14 protein-coding genes are annotated in these 16,639 nt (G+C 61.5%); all 14 read right to left on the reverse strand.

The features are described from left to right. Window positions 1-4: 4 nt before the first annotated feature. On the reverse strand, window positions 5-895 hold the full coding sequence (locus P3T21_RS28165) for a ParB/RepB/Spo0J family partition protein (protein WP_429259305.1): 891 nt from the start codon (window positions 893-895) through the stop codon (window positions 5-7). A gap of 87 nt (window positions 896-982) precedes the next feature. Beyond that, window positions 983-1,753, reverse strand: a complete 771-nt coding sequence (locus tag P3T21_RS28170; protein ID WP_429259236.1) for a ParA family protein — start codon at window positions 1,751-1,753, stop codon at window positions 983-985. Window positions 1,754-1,811: 58 nt separating this feature from the next. Continuing rightward, on the reverse strand, window positions 1,812-2,501 hold the full coding sequence (gene rsmG, locus P3T21_RS28175; protein ID WP_429259237.1) for a 16S rRNA (guanine(527)-N(7))-methyltransferase RsmG: 690 nt from the start codon (window positions 2,499-2,501) through the stop codon (window positions 1,812-1,814). Then, complete coding sequence (mnmG, locus tag P3T21_RS28180; RefSeq protein WP_429259238.1) at window positions 2,498-4,456, reverse strand: tRNA uridine-5-carboxymethylaminomethyl(34) synthesis enzyme MnmG; 1,959 nt, start codon at window positions 4,454-4,456, stop codon at window positions 2,498-2,500. Before mnmG ends, rsmG begins: the two co-directional genes overlap by 4 nt. Before the next feature lie 174 nt (window positions 4,457-4,630). Beyond that, window positions 4,631-5,389, reverse strand: a complete 759-nt coding sequence (locus tag P3T21_RS28185) for an ABC transporter ATP-binding protein (RefSeq protein ID WP_429259239.1) — start codon at window positions 5,387-5,389, stop codon at window positions 4,631-4,633. A 5-nt stretch (window positions 5,390-5,394) separates the two neighbouring features. Then, window positions 5,395-7,179 carry an ABC transporter permease subunit gene (locus P3T21_RS28190; protein WP_429259240.1) on the reverse strand — a complete coding sequence of 595 codons (1,785 nt, stop codon included), beginning with the start codon at window positions 7,177-7,179 and terminating at the stop codon, window positions 5,395-5,397. 4 nt (window positions 7,180-7,183) lie between these two features. Next, complete coding sequence (locus tag P3T21_RS28195) at window positions 7,184-8,239, reverse strand: branched-chain amino acid ABC transporter permease (protein WP_429259241.1); 1,056 nt, start codon at window positions 8,237-8,239, stop codon at window positions 7,184-7,186. Window positions 8,240-8,447: 208 nt separating this feature from the next. Next, window positions 8,448-9,608 (reverse strand): ABC transporter substrate-binding protein, encoded by a 1,161-nt coding sequence (locus P3T21_RS28200; protein ID WP_429259242.1) that lies wholly within the window; start codon window positions 9,606-9,608, stop codon window positions 8,448-8,450. 251 nt (window positions 9,609-9,859) lie between these two features. Further along, entirely contained in the window at window positions 9,860-11,026 is a 1,167-nt protein-coding gene (locus P3T21_RS28205; protein WP_429259243.1) for an ABC transporter substrate-binding protein, read from the reverse strand. A 548-nt stretch (window positions 11,027-11,574) separates the two neighbouring features. After that, window positions 11,575-12,546, reverse strand: coding sequence for a branched-chain amino acid ABC transporter permease (locus tag P3T21_RS28210; RefSeq protein ID WP_429259244.1), 972 nt, complete (start codon window positions 12,544-12,546; stop codon window positions 11,575-11,577). Beyond that, on the reverse strand, window positions 12,546-13,430 hold the full coding sequence (locus tag P3T21_RS28215) for a branched-chain amino acid ABC transporter permease (protein WP_429259245.1): 885 nt from the start codon (window positions 13,428-13,430) through the stop codon (window positions 12,546-12,548). The genes P3T21_RS28210 and P3T21_RS28215 overlap by 1 nt, the downstream gene beginning before the upstream one ends. Before the next feature lie 150 nt (window positions 13,431-13,580). Continuing rightward, window positions 13,581-14,798 carry an ABC transporter substrate-binding protein gene (locus P3T21_RS28220; protein ID WP_429259246.1) on the reverse strand — a complete coding sequence of 406 codons (1,218 nt, stop codon included), beginning with the start codon at window positions 14,796-14,798 and terminating at the stop codon, window positions 13,581-13,583. Window positions 14,799-14,865: 67 nt separating this feature from the next. After that, on the reverse strand, window positions 14,866-15,624 hold the full coding sequence (locus P3T21_RS28225) for an ABC transporter ATP-binding protein (RefSeq protein WP_429259247.1): 759 nt from the start codon (window positions 15,622-15,624) through the stop codon (window positions 14,866-14,868). Beyond that, a complete protein-coding gene (locus P3T21_RS28230) occupies window positions 15,621-16,400 on the reverse strand; it encodes an ABC transporter ATP-binding protein (protein WP_429259248.1) in 780 nt (259 codons plus the stop codon). Before P3T21_RS28230 ends, P3T21_RS28225 begins: the two co-directional genes overlap by 4 nt. Between the last annotated feature and the right edge of the window lie 239 nt (window positions 16,401-16,639).

Consider the following 16,639-nt stretch of genomic DNA (forward strand, 5'->3'; position numbering starts at 1 on the left):
GCGCCTAGTCAGCGGTCGCGTTGCCGCGCAGTCGCACGAGAATGCCTTCCAGCGCGTCGAGGTCGCCGAAGTCGACGAGCACCTGCCCTCGCCCACGCCGGCCCAACTTGATCTTTACCGTCGCGGCGAGCAGATCGGAAAGCTCCTCCTCGAGGCGTCGTGTATCGCGTCCGCCGTCCTGGCTCGCACGCGCCTTCACCGTTGGCGCTGCCCTGGTGGTCGCCGTCACGAGCTTTTCGGTCTCGCGAACCGACATGCGCTTGTTGACCACCTGATTTGCCAGCGTGATCTGCGTCGCAGCGTCGACGGCGAGCAGCGCGCGCGCGTGACCCATGTCGAGATCGCCTGCGAGCAGCATTGTCTGAACGGGCGCCGCCAGATTCAGCAGACGCAGAAGATTCGACACCGCACTACGCGAGCGACCGACCGACTCAGCGGCCTGCTCATGTGTGAAGTTGAACTCATCGAGCAGGCGCTGGATGCCCTGCGCTTCTTCGAGCGGATTCAGGTCTTCACGCTGGATGTTTTCGATCAGCGCCATGGCGGCGGCGGCCTGATCGGGCACGTCCTTCACGAGCACCGGCACGTCGTCGAGCCCGGCGAGGCGCGCCGCGCGGAAACGCCGCTCGCCCGCGATAATCTCGTACATGTCCGCCGATACCGGTCGCACGAGAATCGGCTGCATCATGCCCTGTGCGCGAATGCTGGCGGCCAGTTCCTGCAGCGCGCCCTCATCCATCCGCGTGCGCGGCTGGTACTTGCCAGCCTGCAACTTCTCGAGCGGCAACACGTGGGGCGCGCCATTGATCTTCACCGCCTCGGTGATATCGGCGCTGCCGCCGAGAAGCGCCTCGAGTCCACGGCCCAATCCTTTCTTTCTTGCTACTGCGTTCATCGTGCTTCCTCGATCCGCCTTGAGTGCTGTCTTGAGTGCCGCCTTGCTGGCCACCTTGTTCCCCACGCCGGGCTCCTTCTGCGCGCGTCAGAGCGCGCGCACCCGCTCAATCATTTCCGCCCCAAACTGAACGTAAGCCTGCGCGCCGCGCGACGCCCGGTCGAAGACCACGCCCGGCAGACCGTAGCTCGGCGCCTCGGCCAGACGCACATTGCGCGGGATCACCACGTCGAACACCTTGTCGCCAAAATGCTCTTTCAGCTGATCGGAGACCTGCTGCTGCAGCGTGATGCGCGGATCGAACATGACGCGCAGCAAGCCGATCACCTTCAGGTCGCGGTTCAGGTTCGCGTGCACCTGCTTGATCGTGTTGACGAGGTCAGAGAGGCCTTCCAGCGCGAAGTATTCGCACTGCATCGGGATCACCACGCCGTGGGCAGCGCACAGGCCGTTGAGCGTCAGCAGCGAGAGCGCCGGCGGGCAGTCGATCAGCACGAAGTCGTAGTCTTCCGCGACCAGCACGAGGGCATCCTTCAACTGGCGCTCGCGATTATTGACGCTGACCAGTTCGACTTCGGCGCCGGCCAGTTCGCGATTGGCGGGCAATACGTCATACGAAACGCCTTCCGGCTTTACACGGGCGTCCGCGACGGTCACGCCGTCGACCAGCACCTCGTAGACCGTATTTTCACAGGCCGCCTTGTTGATGCCGCTGCCCATCGTGGCATTTCCCTGCGGATCGAGATCGATGAGCAGGACTCGCTGTCCCTGCGATGCGAGGCTCGCGGCGAGATTGACTGCTGTCGTCGTCTTCCCGACGCCGCCCTTCTGGTTCGCAACGCAGAAGATTTTTGCCATCGTTGGTGTGTCCCTTTTTGCTGCTTTTGAATGACTGGAATGACTGGCGTTGGGCGGATCAGGCGTCGAGCGTGACTTCGATCAGATGCCGCTCTGCGTCGAGCGATGGCACCTTGAGCCGAATGATCTGCTTCGCACGCGCACCCTCCGGCAGACGTTCAATCTCGCTTTCCGGACGAATACCCTTCATCGCCCAGATCGCACCTCGCTCCGCGACGAGATGACGGGCCAGTGTAACGAAATCCGAGAGCTCTGCGAACGCGCGCGAGACGATAACGTCGAATTTAGCCGGCACCTCGACCCCGGGTCGCAGTGTTTCGACGCGGCCGGTCACCACCGACAGGTTGGCTAGACCCAGTTCAGCCTTGGCCTGCGCCTGAAATGCGGTTTTCTTGTGGACGATGTCGTTGAGCGTTACCGTCCAGTCGGGCAAGACAATGGCCAGCACGATACCCGGCAGGCCGCCGCCCGAACCGACATCCAGCGCCGACGACGCACCTCGCGGAGCGAGATGCGGCACGATCGAAAGCGAATCGAGGATGTGCTGGATCAGCATTTGCTTGGGATCGCGGATCGCGGTCAGGTTGTACACCGCGTTCCATTTACCAAGCAGCGCGACATAGTCGAGCAATTTGTTGTGCTGTGACTCGGTCAGGTCGAGACCAAGTTCGCCCGCGCCCTGACGCAGCAGCGCCGACAATGATTCCCGACCGTCTGCTGCTGCGAAACCCCGCTGCCCTGCCGTCATTGCGCCACCGGGGTACTGTCGGCGCCACCATCGACGGCCGCGGCCGTACGCCGTCCCAAGCCACGTTTCAGATGCACCATGAGCAGCGAGATCGCGGCGGGCGTAATACCGGAAATCCGCGATGCCTGCCCGATGGTTTCCGGGCGGAACTGCGTCAGTTTCTGCCGGGCCTCGAACGACAGGCCGCGAACTTCCGCGTAGTCCAGCGCTTCAGGAAGGCGCGTGCTTTCATGCGCTTCGTTGCGCTCGATTTCACCAGCCTGACGCTCGATATAGCCCTGATACTTCACGCCAATTTCGATCTGCTCCTTGATCTGTGCGAGCAGGACTTCGTCGTCGGCCAAGGTCTCGCTGGGGCCGCAGGTTCCTTCGAGCAAACCGCAAACACCGTCATAGCTGACACCCGGACGACGCAGCAGGTCCGCCAGACTGTATTCGTGTTCGATCGGCTTGCCGAGCAACGCGATCGCCGCATCAGCTGATAACGTCTTAGGATTCACCCAGGTCGTGCGCAGGCGTTCTGTTTCACGTGAAACAGCGTCGCGCTTGCGGCTGAACGTGTCCCAACGCGTGTCGTCCACGACACCAAGTTCGCGGCCGATTTCGGTCAGGCGCATATCTGCATTGTCTTCACGCAGACTGAGGCGATATTCCGCACGGCTCGTGAACATACGATACGGCTCAGAAACGCCGCGCGTAACCAGATCGTCGACCAGCACGCCAAGGTACGCCTGATCCCGGCGGGGGCACCATGCTTCCCTGCCCTGCACCTGCAAGCCGGCGTTGATACCGGCCAGCAGTCCCTGTGCGGCCGCTTCTTCATAGCCGGTGGTGCCGTTAATCTGGCCAGCAAAGAACAAGCCGTCGATCACCTTGGTTTCCAGCGACGCCTTCAGACCGCGTGGATCGAAATAGTCGTACTCGATCGCATAGCCCGGACGCAGGATGTGTGCATGCTCCAGTCCGCGCATAGAGCGGACCAGGTCCAGCTGCACGTCAAACGGAAGACTGGTCGAGATGCCGTTCGGATAAAACTCGTTGGTCGTCAGCCCCTCCGGTTCGAGGAAGATCTGATGCGATTCCTTCGACGCGAATCGATGAATCTTGTCCTCAATCGATGGGCAATAGCGCGGACCCACACCTTCGATCACGCCCGTGTACATCGGTGACCGGTCGAGACCGCTCCGGATGATGTTGTGTGTACGTTCGTTGGTATGCGTGACCCAGCACGGGACCTGACGTGGATGCTGTTCGACGCGTCCGAGAAACGAGAAAACAGGCACCGGATCCAGATCGCCCGGCTGCTCTTCGAGCACGGAAAAATCGATCGTCCGGCCGTCGATACGCGGTGGCGTACCCGTTTTGAGGCGCCCTTGAGGCAGCTTCAACTCTTTGAGCCGTGCCGACAGCGACACCGCAGCGGGATCACCTGCCCGGCCGCCAGTGTAATTATTCAGTCCAACGTGAATCTTGCCGTCGAGGAACGTCCCGGCCGTGAGCACAACGGCGCGTGAACGGAACCGGATCCCAACCTGCGTAACCGCACCGACGACGCGATTGCCCTCGACCATCAGATCGTCGACCGCCTGCTGGAACAGCCACAAATTCGGCTGATTCTCCAGGCGATGCCGGATGGCCTGCTTGTACAACAGGCGATCTGCCTGAGCGCGCGTCGCCCGGACAGCGGGACCTTTGGACGAATTCAGGATACGAAACTGAATCCCGCCTTCGTCCGTGGCTGCGGCCATTGCGCCACCAAGCGCGTCGACTTCCTTGACCAGGTGGCCTTTGCCAATGCCGCCAATCGACGGATTGCAGCTCATCTGGCCGAGAGTTTCGATATTGTGCGTCAGCAATAGCGTTTTCGCGCCCATGCGCGCGGACGCCAAGGCGGCTTCCGTGCCGGCATGACCGCCACCGACGACAATTACGTCAAATTCTGAGGGAAAAAGCATCGCGGATCTCACGCCGAACACGCCGCGTGAGCCTTTAAAAGGAAAATGTATGGGCGAATTATAACGGGTTCGCTTTTGGCCCGAATTTCGTCCATTCGGCTAACGATAAAAAAGGCGGTGTGTTTCACGTGAAACACACCGCCTTTCGCAACCGCAACTTCGAGCAAGAAACGACTAGGCCACCTTTTTTGTCAGCCCAAGATAGGTTTCGATAACCCGCGGGTTCTGCGCCAGATCGGATGCCGCACCTTCAAGCGCAAGCTCGCCCGTTTCCAGCACGTATCCATAGTCCGAAATCTGCAGTGCAGCGCGGGCATTCTGCTCGATCAGCAGCGTAGCGACACCCGTTTGCCGCAGCGCACTAATGATATGAAAAATCTCTTTCACGATCAGCGGCGCGAGTCCAAGGCTTGGCTCGTCCAGCATTAGCAGGTCAGGCTTACCCATCAACGCCCGACCGACCGCCAGCATCTGCCGCTCGCCACCTGACAACGTACCTGCCGCCTGCTTGCGCCGCTCCTTCAACCGCGGAAACAACGCGAATACGTGTTCAAGCTGATCAAGATAGGTACGCTCCCCGTTCCGTTTACGTCGGTACGCACCCAGCACAAGATTGTCCTCGACGGCCATCGTCGAAAACAGTTCGCGCTTTTCCGGGACGAGGCACATACCTCGCGCCACACGCTTTTCAACCGGCACGGCGCTGACATCTTCGCCCTGAAAGGAGATCGCGCCCTTCGCATGTCCGCTCACGGGCAACGCGCCCATGATCGCGTTCAGCAGTGTCGACTTGCCGGCGCCATTCGGCCCGATGACCGATACGATCTGGCCGGGCCGCACCTTGATCGCCGCTCCATGCAGCGCCTCGACCTTCCCGTAGCGGACGGACAGACCCGTGACTTCAAGAATCGGCACACCGGAATCAGTTTGCATCGTCATCATTCCACCCCGCCCAGATAAGCTTCCAGCACAGCAGGGTCTTTCTGCACATCCTGCGGCAGGCCCTCCGCGATCCGCGTGCCGAACTCCATCACCACGAGCCGATCGGTCAGGTTCATCACAAAATCCATGTCGTGTTCGACAAGCAGCACGCTCATACCCTCTTCCTTGAGCTTCCTCAGCAACACGGCCAGTTGCTGCTTTTCCTGATAGCGAAGGCCAGCGGCCGGTTCGTCGAGCAGCAGCAGCGTCGGATCGCAGCACAGCGCACGTGCGATTTCCAGAATCCGTTGCTGGCCGAGCGCCAGACTGCCCGCCTCGTCATACATATGCCGCTCGAGGCCGACCCGGCGAATCTGCCGCGCGGCTTCCGCCATCAGACGACCCTCTTCCGCTCCATTAAGCTTCGCGACGCTGCGCCAGACGCCCGCGTGGCCGCGCAGATGCGCACCGATCGCAACGTTCTCCAGCACCGTCATGCGGGGCAGTAGCTTGACGTGCTGGAACGTCCGACCGATCCCGCGCTTGACGATTTCACGTGAAGTCAGCGAATCGATCCGCTCACCGCGGAAGGAAATCTCGCCGCTAGTGGCCTGCAGTACACCGGTCACCAGATTGAACGTCGTCGACTTGCCCGCACCGTTCGGACCGATCAGCCCGATGATCTGTCCAGCCTTCACTTCGAAGCTGACGTCGTTCACCGCCACCAGTCCGCCAAACTGCTTGCGCGCCTTACCAACCGACAGCAGCGTCTCGCCCGCAGTCGGCTTGCTGCGCTGCGGCAAAGGTTCGGCATTGTCTGGAACGTGCGCACGCGGGCCACGCGGAAACAGGCGCGCGACGAACGGCCAGACGCCTTGCCGCGCGTATTGCAGCAGCAGCACCATCAAGATGCCGAAGACGATCACTTCGAAATTGCCGTTCTCGCCGAGCAGTTTGGGCAGCAGCGTCTGGAGGTAATCCTGCAGCAGCGTCAGGATCGCCGCACCGAGTACAGCGCCCCACACGTGTGATACGCCGCCCACCACCGCCATGAACAGAAACTCGATGCCGTGATTCAGGCCGAACGGCGTCGGATTCACCGCCCGCTGCAAGTGCGCGTAAAGGAAGCCCGACACCGACGCCAGCACAGCTGCGTAAACGAAGATCACCACGCGCATCCAGGCCGTGTTGACACCCATCGCTTCCGCCATCGATCCACCGCCTCGCAACGCGCGGATCGCGCGCCCAGGCCGGCTATTAAGCAGATTCTGAACAGAAACCACTGCACCCAGCACGACGACCCAGATGAGGTAGTAAATGTGTCTCCCCGATTCCAGATTGATGCCGAACACGTTGAGTACCGGGATACCGTTGATGCCGTCGTACTTGCCGAGCATCTCCAGATTGCCGAACAGAAAGAACAGCGCGAGCCCCCACGCGATCGTCCCGAGCGGCAGGAAGTGGCCCGACAGACGCATCGTCACCGCGCCGAGCACGAGCGCAATCAGCCCGGTCAGCACGACGCCCACGATCAGCGCCAGCCACGGCGACACGCCGAATTGCGTCGTCAGATAGGCGGTTGAATACGCGCCCACGCCGACGAACGCGGCCTGCCCGAAGCTCGTCATCCCGCCGATGCCCGTCAGCAGCACGAGGCCGATCGCGACGATCGAATACAGTCCGATGTAGTTGAGCAGCGTGACCCAGTACTCAGGCACGCGGACCGGCTGCGGCAGCACCGGCAGCGCAAACATCACCACGAGGAACAACCAGAAGAACCTGTTTTGCATGATCCGTTTCATCGTGTCACTCCTCGTCCTCTTCGGCATGCGGGCTCACAAGACTTCGCCATAGCAGCACCGGGATGATCAGCGTGAACACGATCACTTCCTTATAGGCACTCGCCCAGAACGACGAGTACGACTCCAGCAGGCCCACCAGGATCGATCCGGCGGCCGCCAGCGGGTAGCTGACGAGACCGCCGATGATCGCCCCGACAAACCCCTTCAGACCGATCAGGAAGCCCGAGTCGTAGTAGATGGTCGTCAACGGTGCGACGAGGATTCCGCACAGCGCGCCAAGGCCCGCCGCAAGCGTGAACGCGAGCCGGCCCGCCTGCGTCGTGCCGATGCCGACAAGGCGTGCGCCGACGCGGTTCACCGATGTCGCACGCAACGCCTTGCCCGAGATCGAGCGATCGAAGTACAGGTACAGCGCGGCGATCAGCACGATGGCTGTGCCGACCACCCACAGGCTCTGCCCCGAGATCGTCATGCTGCCGATGTTGAACGTGGCGTCGGAGAACGCCGTCGTGCGCGAGCCTTCCGCGCCGAACATCACGAGCCCGAGGCCGACCATCGCGAAGTGCACCGCGACCGCAACGATCAGCAGCAACAACGTGGTCGCTTCGGCGATCGGTTCATACGCGAGCCGGTACACGAACGGGCCCATCGGAATCACGATCAGCAGCGTTAGCGCGATCTGCACGATCATCGGCAGCGGCTGCATGAAGAGGCCACGCGTGAGCGCGTAGACGGCAATCGGGAACAGCAGGTACCTGCTCGCCAGGCTCACCAGTGTGCGTGCCGCATTCCGCCGCCGTTCCGGATGCCGCGCAAGCCCGGCTGTCTCGACGACGAAGCACGCGGCACCCATCGCGATCAGCAGCCAGCAGGTGGCGGGAAACTTCTGCGTCTGTATTGCGGCGAGCGTCAGCGCGCCATATGAGACGAACTCGCCCTGCGGGATAAAAATCACCCGCGTGACCGAGAACACCAGTACCAGCGCAAGCGCGAGCAACGCGTAGATTGCGCCCGTGGTGACCCCGTCCTGCGCGAGGATCGCCGCTATAGAAAGATCCATACTTCCTCTGGAACGTCGAAATCGAAATCGAAACTGGCGCCGAAGCGGGAAACAACCGGCCGCCTTGTCTTCGGGATGGAGTTCTTCACCCCTGCCCTGAAACGCGACCGCCGCGCCCGGATCAGGCGCGGCGGTCGTCGCCATTTTCTTCGAACAGAATGTCGGTGCGGCGTCATGGCCACACCGGAGGCGAGAAGCGCGTACTTTTTTAGTCGTTCTGGAGTTGCCACTTGCCGTCGACGATCTTGACCATCACGCGCGCGCGATTGTCGAAGCCGTTGTGATCGGTCGTCGTGATGTTCATGATGCCGTGCGCGACCGGCAGATTCTTGAGGTTTTCCAGCGATGCACGTAGCGCTTCCCGGAACGCCTCAGTGCCCGGCTGGGCTTTCTTCAGCGCTTCAGGAATCGCACGCTGCAGCATCTGGCCGGCGTCCCACGCGTGACCGCCGAACGTCGACAGCGTGCCCGCGCCATAAGCATTCTCATACGCAATCTTGTAGGCTTTCGAGGACTTCTTTACCGGGTTCGAATCCGGCAGCTGGTCGGTCACGAGGATCGGACCGGCGGGCAGCAACTCGCCTTCGCAATCCTTGCCGCACACGCGCAGGAAGTCGTTATTCGCGACGCCGTGCGTCTGGTAGATCTTGCCCTTGTAGCCGCGCTCTTTCAGCGCCTTCGCCGGCAAAGCGGCCGGTGTGCCCGAGCCGGCGATCAGGATCGCGTCCGGGTTCGAGCCCACCAGCTTCAGCACCTGGCCGGTCACGGACGCGTCCGTGCGGTTATAGCGCTCGTTCGATACCAGCTTCAGGTGGTGCGCGGTCGCGGCCGCGTTGAACACGGTGTACCAGTTCTCACCGTACGCATCCGCGAAGCCGATGAAGCCCACGGTCTTCACGCCATGCTTCTGCATGTATGCGGCGATCGCGTCGGCCATCAGGCTGTCGTTCTGCGGTGTCTTGAAGGCCCACGTGCGCTTCGCATCCATCGGCGCGATGATCGCGGCGGACGCGGCCATCGAGATCATCGGCGTCTTGCCTTGTGACACCGCGTCGAGCATCGCCAGCGAATTCGGCGTCACGGTCGAGCCAATGATTGCGTCAACGTGATCTTCGTCGATCAGCTTGCGCGTGTTTTGCACGGCACGGCTTGTATCGGATGCGTCGTCGAGCACGATGTACTCCACGCTCTTGCCACCGATCTCCTTCGGCAACAGCGCGATCGTATTCTTCTCAGGAATCCCGAGCGATGCAGCGGGCCCTGTCGCCGATAACGTCACGCCGATCTTCACCTGCGCAGTCGCGGCGCTCGCGCCGCATACGAGCGCTGCCGCGAGGCCTGCACGTACCCATTTGCCTGTTGTTTTCATTGCTGTCTCCAAACGCTGTGCGTTGCGTGTTGTTTGATCCGGCTTCTGTACCGGGTTTCTGAATCTAGTTTTCGGCTTCGAGCGTGCCTAGCATGGTTTTCCCTGTTCGCCGTGCAAAACCGCTCGCTATGCGTGACTGCGTTACGGCTCACATCTCGCGCGCATCGCTGCTTCAGCGCACGCGCAAGAAAAAAGGCACGTCTGACTGCACGTGCCTTTTTCCCAGGTTCAATTCGTTATCTCGCCTTCGCTCAGTCTGTCGCCAGCTTCCACTTGCCGCCGACAATCTCGACCATCACACGCGCCCGCTGATCGAGACCCGAGTGATCGTTCGCGCTCATGTTGAAGATGCCATGTGAAGCCGGCATGTCCTTCGTGCTTTCGATCGCCGCGCGCAACGCGTCGCGGAATGCCGGCGTGCCTGGCTGGCCCTTCTTCAGCGCAACCGGAATCGCACGTTGCAGCAACAGACCGGCGTCCCACGCGTGACCGCCGAAGGTCGACACCGAACCCGCACCGTACGCGCCTTCATACGCATGCTTGTAGGTCAGCGCGGATTTCTTCACCGGGTTCGAATCGGGCAGCTGATCCGCAACCAGCAACGGACCCGCCGGCAGATACGTGCCGTCGCAATCCTTGCCGCACACGCGCAGGAAGTCGTTATTCGCGACACCGTGTGTCTGGTAGTACTTGCCCTTGTAGCCGCGTTCCTTTAGCGTCTTTTGCGGCAAAGCGGCCGGCGTACCTGCGCCGGCGATCAGCACGGCATCCGGGTTCTGCGACATCATCTTCAGCACCTGGCCCGTCACCGAAGCGTCATTACGCGCGAAGCGTTCGTTCGCGACAACCTTGATCTTCGCGAGATCCGCGGCCTTGCCGAACTCGCGGAACCAGTTCTCGCCATAAGCGTCCGAGAAGCCGATGAAGGCGACCGTCTTCACACCGTGGTTCGACATGTGTTGCGCGATGGCCGTGGCCATCAAGATGTCGTTTTGCGGCGTCTTGTAGACCCATGCGCGCTTCGCGTCCATCGGTTCGACGATCGTGGCCGCGGCGGCCAACGAGATGATGGGCGTGGTGGTTTCAGCGGCCACGTCGATCATCGCGAGCGAGTTCGGCACGACGGTCGAGCCGATGATCGCGTCGACGTGGTCTTCGCTGGTGAGCTTGCGGGCGTTCTTGACGGCCTGCGTGGAATCCGTCGCGTCGTCGAGCACGATGTACTCGATCTTCTGGCCTGCGACTTCCTTTGGAAGCAGCGCGATCGTGTTCTTTTCCGGAATGCCCAGCGAAGCCGCCGGGCCCGTGGCCGAAACCGTCACGCCGATTTTCACCTGTGCCGATGCGGCACCGCTCCATGCCGCCATTACGCCTGCCGCGACGCATGCCGCGCTGATCCATCGCATTGCCAACTTCATTCCGCTCCTCTGCCCCGTGAATATCCGCGCGCAGTGGCGCCGATTAAAAATTCGTGGATTTTTAACGCCGACCGTATGGTCGGCGAATGGCGAGTTTAGCGGACGCGCGCGCCCTGCGGCAAGCGTTTTGCAAGCCTCAGTGCATTGATAATCCAGCGAAAAATGCGAAGGGAAAATCGGAGAGGAAATGTAGAAAGAGGCGCGCGAAGAATCAGTGCGAGATGAAACGGAAACAGCGTGGACCGATTAATGAAAGGACAAATAAAAAGCGCCGCTGGATATCAATCCAGCAGCGCTTTCGTGTGGGCACTTTGTGCCTCATGTCTCCTCGTTCTCCACCTGCAAATTTCGTGTCACCGGTGCTTCAGAACTGCGTGAAGATTAAACAACCCCCATTCACCAGACAACTAGCATTTACCCTAGTGGTGCAGTGCAGCACTAAATTGGGGCACATTTCGTGGACTTCGATCGGTGTCTTCGACGCATCACACGCCACCGTCAGGCCGCTCATCAGATTGGATGCCGAACTATCTTCATATGCCAAAGACTCACGCGCGCAACGGTCGAACCCGCGCCACGATCTCACCGACAATCCCGCGCCTGAACGCCAGCACACAGGCAATGAAGATCAACCCCGTGACGATGGTCGCCGATTCACCGAACGAGCGAAACCAGTCGATGCCAGTCGTGTTTGCGAGTGCCGTGCCGATGTCGCCCAGCCGGTCTTCGAGCGCGACGATCACCGTCGCGCCGAGTAGCGGCCCGAAGAGCGTGCCCATGCCGCCGACAAGCGTCATCAGGATCACGAGTCCGGACATCGTCCAGTACGCGTCGCCGAGGGTCTCGAATCCGAGCACGAGCACCTTCAGCGAACCGGCCAGCCCTGCCAGTCCCGCCGACAGCACAAACGCCAGCAGCTTGAAGCGATCCGTGTCATAGCCGAGCGAAACCGCGCGCGGCTCGTTCTCCTTGATCGCGATCAGCACCTGGCCGAACGGCGAATGCACAATCCGCACGATCAGCAAAAACGCCAGCACCATCACCGCGAGCACGACGTAGTACAGCGTCAGGTCAGACGACAGGCTCAGGATGCCAGACAGCTTGCCGCGCGGCACGCCTTGCAGCCCATCCTCGCCATGCGTGAACGGCGCCTGCAGGAACACGAAGTAGACCATCTGCGCGAGCGCGAGCGTCACCATCGCGAAGTAGATGCCCTGCCGCCGGATCGCAAAGAGCCCGACGATCAGACCGAGTACCGTCGCCACCGCGGTGCCTGCGATCACGCCCAGCTCCGGCGAAAACCCGAGCGACTGGATCGCGTAGCCTGTCGTGTAACCTGCCGAAGCGAGGAACATCGCGTGACCGAACGACAGCAATCCCGTATAGCCGATCAACAGGTTGAACGCGGCCGCAAAGAGCGCGAAGCACAGCACCTTCATCACGAACAGCGGATAGGCGCCGATGAACGGCGCGGCGATCAGCGCGATCAACAGCAGCCCGTAAAGCGCTTTTCTTTGCATCATTTTTCCTTGCCGAAAAGACCCGCCGGGCGCACCAGCAGCACGAGCGCCATGATCACGAAGACGACGGTCGCCGACGCTTCCGGGTAGAACACACGCGTGAGCCCTTCGATGACGCCGAGCATCAGGCCCGTGAGGATCGAACCCATGATCGACCCCATGCCGCCGATCACGACGACGGCGAACACCGTGATGATCATCGGTTGCCCCATCAGCGGCGAGACCTGGATGACCGGCGCGGCCAGCACGCCCGCGAATGCTGCGAGCGCGACGCCGAAACCGTACGTCAGCGTGATCATCAGCGGCACGTTGACGCCGAATGCTTCGACGAGCTTCGGGTTCTCGGTGCCCGCACGCAGATACGCGCCGAGACGCGTCTTCTCGATGACGAACCACGTCGCGAAGCAGACGACGAGCGAGGCCAGCACCACCCACGCGCGATAGTTCGGCAGGAACATGAAGCCGAGATTGGTCGCACCCGACAACGCGGACGGCACGTCGTACGGCTGCCCGGACGAACCGTAGACCGAGCGGAACACCCCTTCGACGACGAGCGTCAGGCCGAACGTCAGCAGCAGGCCATAGAGATGATCGAGACGGTACAGCCAGTGCAGCATCGTGCGCTCGATGACGATGCCAAAGAGCCCGACCACCAGCGGTGCGAGCACGAGCATCGCCCAGTAAGGGAGATTGAAATACGCGAGGCCCATCCACGTGAGCATCGCGCCGAGCATGAACAAGGCTCCATGCGCGAAGTTGATCACGTTGAGCAGGCCGAAGATCACGGCGAGACCCAGGCTCAGAATTGCATAGAACGAGCCGTTTACGAGCCCGAGCAGCAACTGGCTCAGCATCGCCGGTAGCGGAATGCCAAAGATATCCATTAAACCCGTCGTCCAGATGAGATCGATAGGCGCGCGAACCGCTCGGCACGCGCGGGCCGTCGGGCGTCCGCACGCGCCCGTGCATCTGCGCGGGTCACGTGCGACGGTGCCGCCTGCCGCGCCCCCGACCAGGCGGGCGTCAGCCGACGCTTACTTCCACAACGCGCAGCGCGATTCTGCCTTCGTGCCGAATGCCTGGTCGCCCGGGATCGTGGCGGTAATCTTGTAGTAGTCCCACGGCTCTTTCGATTCGGCCGGCTTCTTCACTTCCATCAGGTACATGTCGTGAATCATGCTGCCGTCCTGACGGATGTAGCCCTTCGCGTAGAAGTCGTCGATCTTGATCTTGTGAAGCTGCTCCATCACCTTGTCGCTATCGGTCGTACCGGCTGCCTGCACGGACTTCAGATACGTCGTGACGGCCGAGTAATCGGCGGCCTGCAGGCTGGTCGGCATCTTCTTCATCTTGCCGAAGTAGCGCTGCGCCCACTGACGCGTCTTCTCGTCCTTGTTCCAGTACCAGCTGTCCGTCGCCACCAGGCCTTGCGTGGTTTCGAGCCCAAGGCTGTGGATGTCGGTCAGGAAGATCAGCAGCGCGGCGATCTTCATCGTCTTCGTGACGCCGAATTCCTTCGCGGCCTTGATCGCGTTGATCGTATCGCCGCCCGCGTTCGCGAGACCGAGCACCTGCGCCTTCGAGCCCTGCGCCTGCAACAGGAACGACGAAAAGTCCGACGCCGACAGCGGATGACGCACTTCGCCGAGCACCTGGCCGCCGCTCGCCTTCACGACGTCCGACGTGTTCTTTTCGAGCGCCTTGCCGAACGCGTAGTCAGCCGTCAGGAAGTACCACGTCTTGCCGCCCTGTTTTGTCACCGCCGAGCCGGTGCCCTTCGCGAGCGCCATCGTGTCGTACGCGTAGTGAACCGTGTACGGCGTGCATTGCTCGTTCGTCAGGTTGTCCGCGCCTGCGCCGATGTTGATGTACGGAATCTTCTTTTCGCCGGCGACCTGGTTGGTCGAGAGCGCCGTCCCCGAATTCGTGCCGCCGATGATCGCGTTGACACCGTCACGGTCGATCCATTCCCGCGCGCGCGAGGCGGCGATGTCGGCCTTGTTCTGGTGGTCGGCATAGACGAGTTCAATCGGCTTGCCGTTGACCTTGCCGCCGAAGTCAGCAATCGCCATGCGGATCGCTTCGAGGCCGCCCGGGCCGTCGATGTCCGCATACAGGCCGGACAGGTCGCTGATGTAGCCGATTTTCACGGTGTCGCCTGCTGCGGCGTGTGCCGTACCCATCGTCAGCGCGGCGCTTGCGGCGGTTGCGAAACAGAATGCGCTCAACCGCGCGACAGTCTTCAATTTCATGCGTGTCTCCTTGTTTCCAAACTTGTGGTTATTCAGAGGCAATCGGGCGTTCAGACTACATCGACGCTTACACCCCGAGCAGATCGTGTAGAACCGGCATCTTGCTTTCGAGCTCCCCTGCGCCGAAATGCTCGACGATACGTCCGTGTTCCATCACGTAAAAACGGTCAGCGAGTGGCGCCGCAAACCGGAAATTCTGTTCGACCATCACAATTGTGTAGCCACGCGACTTCAGCGTCATGATCATGCGCGCGAGCGCCTGCACGATGACCGGCGCGAGCCCTTCCGAGATTTCGTCGAGAAACAACAGGTTCGCGCCAGTACGCAGGATGCGCGCAACAGCCAGCATCTGCTGCTCCCCACCCGACAGACGCGTGCCCTGACTCATGCGACGCTCCTTCAGATTCGGGAACATCGAATAGATCTCGTCGATCGACATCGCGCGCGACGCGTCGCCGACCGGCGGCGGCAGCAGCAGGTTCTCTTCACACGACAGACTGGAAAAGATACCGCGCTCTTCCGGGCAATAGCCGATGCCGCAATGGGCAATCCTGTGCGTCGGCATCGAGATGGTTTCGCGGCCAGCGACCTTGATCGAGCCCGTGCGGCGGCCGGTGAGTCCCATGATCGCGCGCAGCGTCGTCGTACGGCCGGCGCCATTGCGGCCGAGTAGCGTAACGACTTCGCCCTGATTCACCGTGAGATCGACGCCGTGCAGAATGTGGGATTCGCCGTACCATGCCTGCAGGCCGGCGATCGCCAGCGCGGGCACAGCGCCGGCCGCGCCGCTCACTTCGGCGCTTTCGCGTTCCGCAATTGTGTTCATGCGTGCGCTCCCGCAAGGGCCGCGTCCGCGCTGCCCATGTAGGCCTGCATGACAAGCGGGTTCTTCGACACGTCCGCGTAGCTGCCCTCGGCGAGCACCTCGCCGCGTTGCAGAACCGTGATCGTGTCGGAGATACCGGCGATGACGTTCATATTGTGCTCGACCATCAGGATCGTGCGCCCCGCCGACACCTTCTTGATCAGTGCCGTCACACGGTCGACGTCCTCATGGCCCATGCCTTGCGTCGGTTCGTCGAGCAGCATCAGTTCGGGTTCCATCGAAAGTGTCGTCGCGATTTCGAGCGCGCGCTTGCGGCCGTACGAGAGCTCGACGGTGAGCACATCAGCGAAATCCGTGAGACCGACCTGCGTAAGCAGATCCATCGCGCGGTCGTTCAGCTGACGCAGCGTGCGTTCGCTCTTCCAGAAATGAAAGGACGTGCCCAGCGAGCGCTGCAGGCCGACGCGCACGTTCTGCAATGCTGTCAGATGTGGAAATACCGCGGAAATCTGGAACGACCGGATGATGCCGCGTCGCGCGATCTGTGCCGGACGGTCGCGCGTGATATCGACGCCGTTGAATACGATCTGGCCCGCAGTCGGTTCGAGGAATTTGGTCAGCAGGTTGAAGCAGGTCGTTTTGCCGGCGCCGTTCGGGCCGATCAGCGCATGGATCGAACCACGGCGCACGCGCAGGTTCACACCGCTTACAGCGGTGAAGCCCTTGAATTCCCTGGTCAATCCGCGCGTTTCAAGAATCGTGTCGCCGAGAATCATGTTCCCTTCCATACGGAGTAAGGCGAACTGCTACGATCTTCCGCGCCTTCAAGCCGCGCGACGTTTTATAACGACACCCCCGTGTCGCCTGTTTTGCGTGGTGCACCAATACGGACGGTAATCCCTGCCGCACCACGCAGCACGGATGCCATTGTCTCGCCAATGATGCAGCGCATTCATTGGGATTTGCACTTAGTGTTTTATGCGCACCCCTCATGCGATTGCACGCAAGGCTTGCA

The sequence above is a fragment of the Paraburkholderia sp. GAS334 genome, assembly GCF_050436625.1.
Lineage (GTDB): Bacteria > Pseudomonadota > Gammaproteobacteria > Burkholderiales > Burkholderiaceae > Paraburkholderia.

Coding starts and splice junctions, on each gene's coding strand:
- P3T21_RS28165 (WP_429259305.1), bottom strand. CDS start 895: ATGAACGCAGTAGCAAGAAAGAAAGGATTGGGCCGTGGACTCGAGGCG.
- P3T21_RS28170 (WP_429259236.1), bottom strand. CDS start 1,753: ATGGCAAAAATCTTCTGCGTTGCGAACCAGAAGGGCGGCGTCGGGAAG.
- rsmG (WP_429259237.1), bottom strand. CDS start 2,501: ATGACGGCAGGGCAGCGGGGTTTCGCAGCAGCAGACGGTCGGGAATCA.
- mnmG (WP_429259238.1), bottom strand. CDS start 4,456: ATGCTTTTTCCCTCAGAATTTGACGTAATTGTCGTCGGTGGCGGTCAT.
- P3T21_RS28185 (WP_429259239.1), bottom strand. CDS start 5,389: ATGCAAACTGATTCCGGTGTGCCGATTCTTGAAGTCACGGGTCTGTCC.
- P3T21_RS28190 (WP_429259240.1), bottom strand. CDS start 7,179: ATGAAACGGATCATGCAAAACAGGTTCTTCTGGTTGTTCCTCGTGGTG.
- P3T21_RS28195 (WP_429259241.1), bottom strand. CDS start 8,239: ATGGATCTTTCTATAGCGGCGATCCTCGCGCAGGACGGGGTCACCACG.
- P3T21_RS28200 (WP_429259242.1), bottom strand. CDS start 9,608: ATGAAAACAACAGGCAAATGGGTACGTGCAGGCCTCGCGGCAGCGCTC.
- P3T21_RS28205 (WP_429259243.1), bottom strand. CDS start 11,026: ATGAAGTTGGCAATGCGATGGATCAGCGCGGCATGCGTCGCGGCAGGC.
- P3T21_RS28210 (WP_429259244.1), bottom strand. CDS start 12,546: ATGCAAAGAAAAGCGCTTTACGGGCTGCTGTTGATCGCGCTGATCGCC.
- P3T21_RS28215 (WP_429259245.1), bottom strand. CDS start 13,430: ATGGATATCTTTGGCATTCCGCTACCGGCGATGCTGAGCCAGTTGCTG.
- P3T21_RS28220 (WP_429259246.1), bottom strand. CDS start 14,798: ATGAAATTGAAGACTGTCGCGCGGTTGAGCGCATTCTGTTTCGCAACC.
- P3T21_RS28225 (WP_429259247.1), bottom strand. CDS start 15,624: ATGAACACAATTGCGGAACGCGAAAGCGCCGAAGTGAGCGGCGCGGCC.
- P3T21_RS28230 (WP_429259248.1), bottom strand. CDS start 16,400: ATGATTCTCGGCGACACGATTCTTGAAACGCGCGGATTGACCAGGGAA.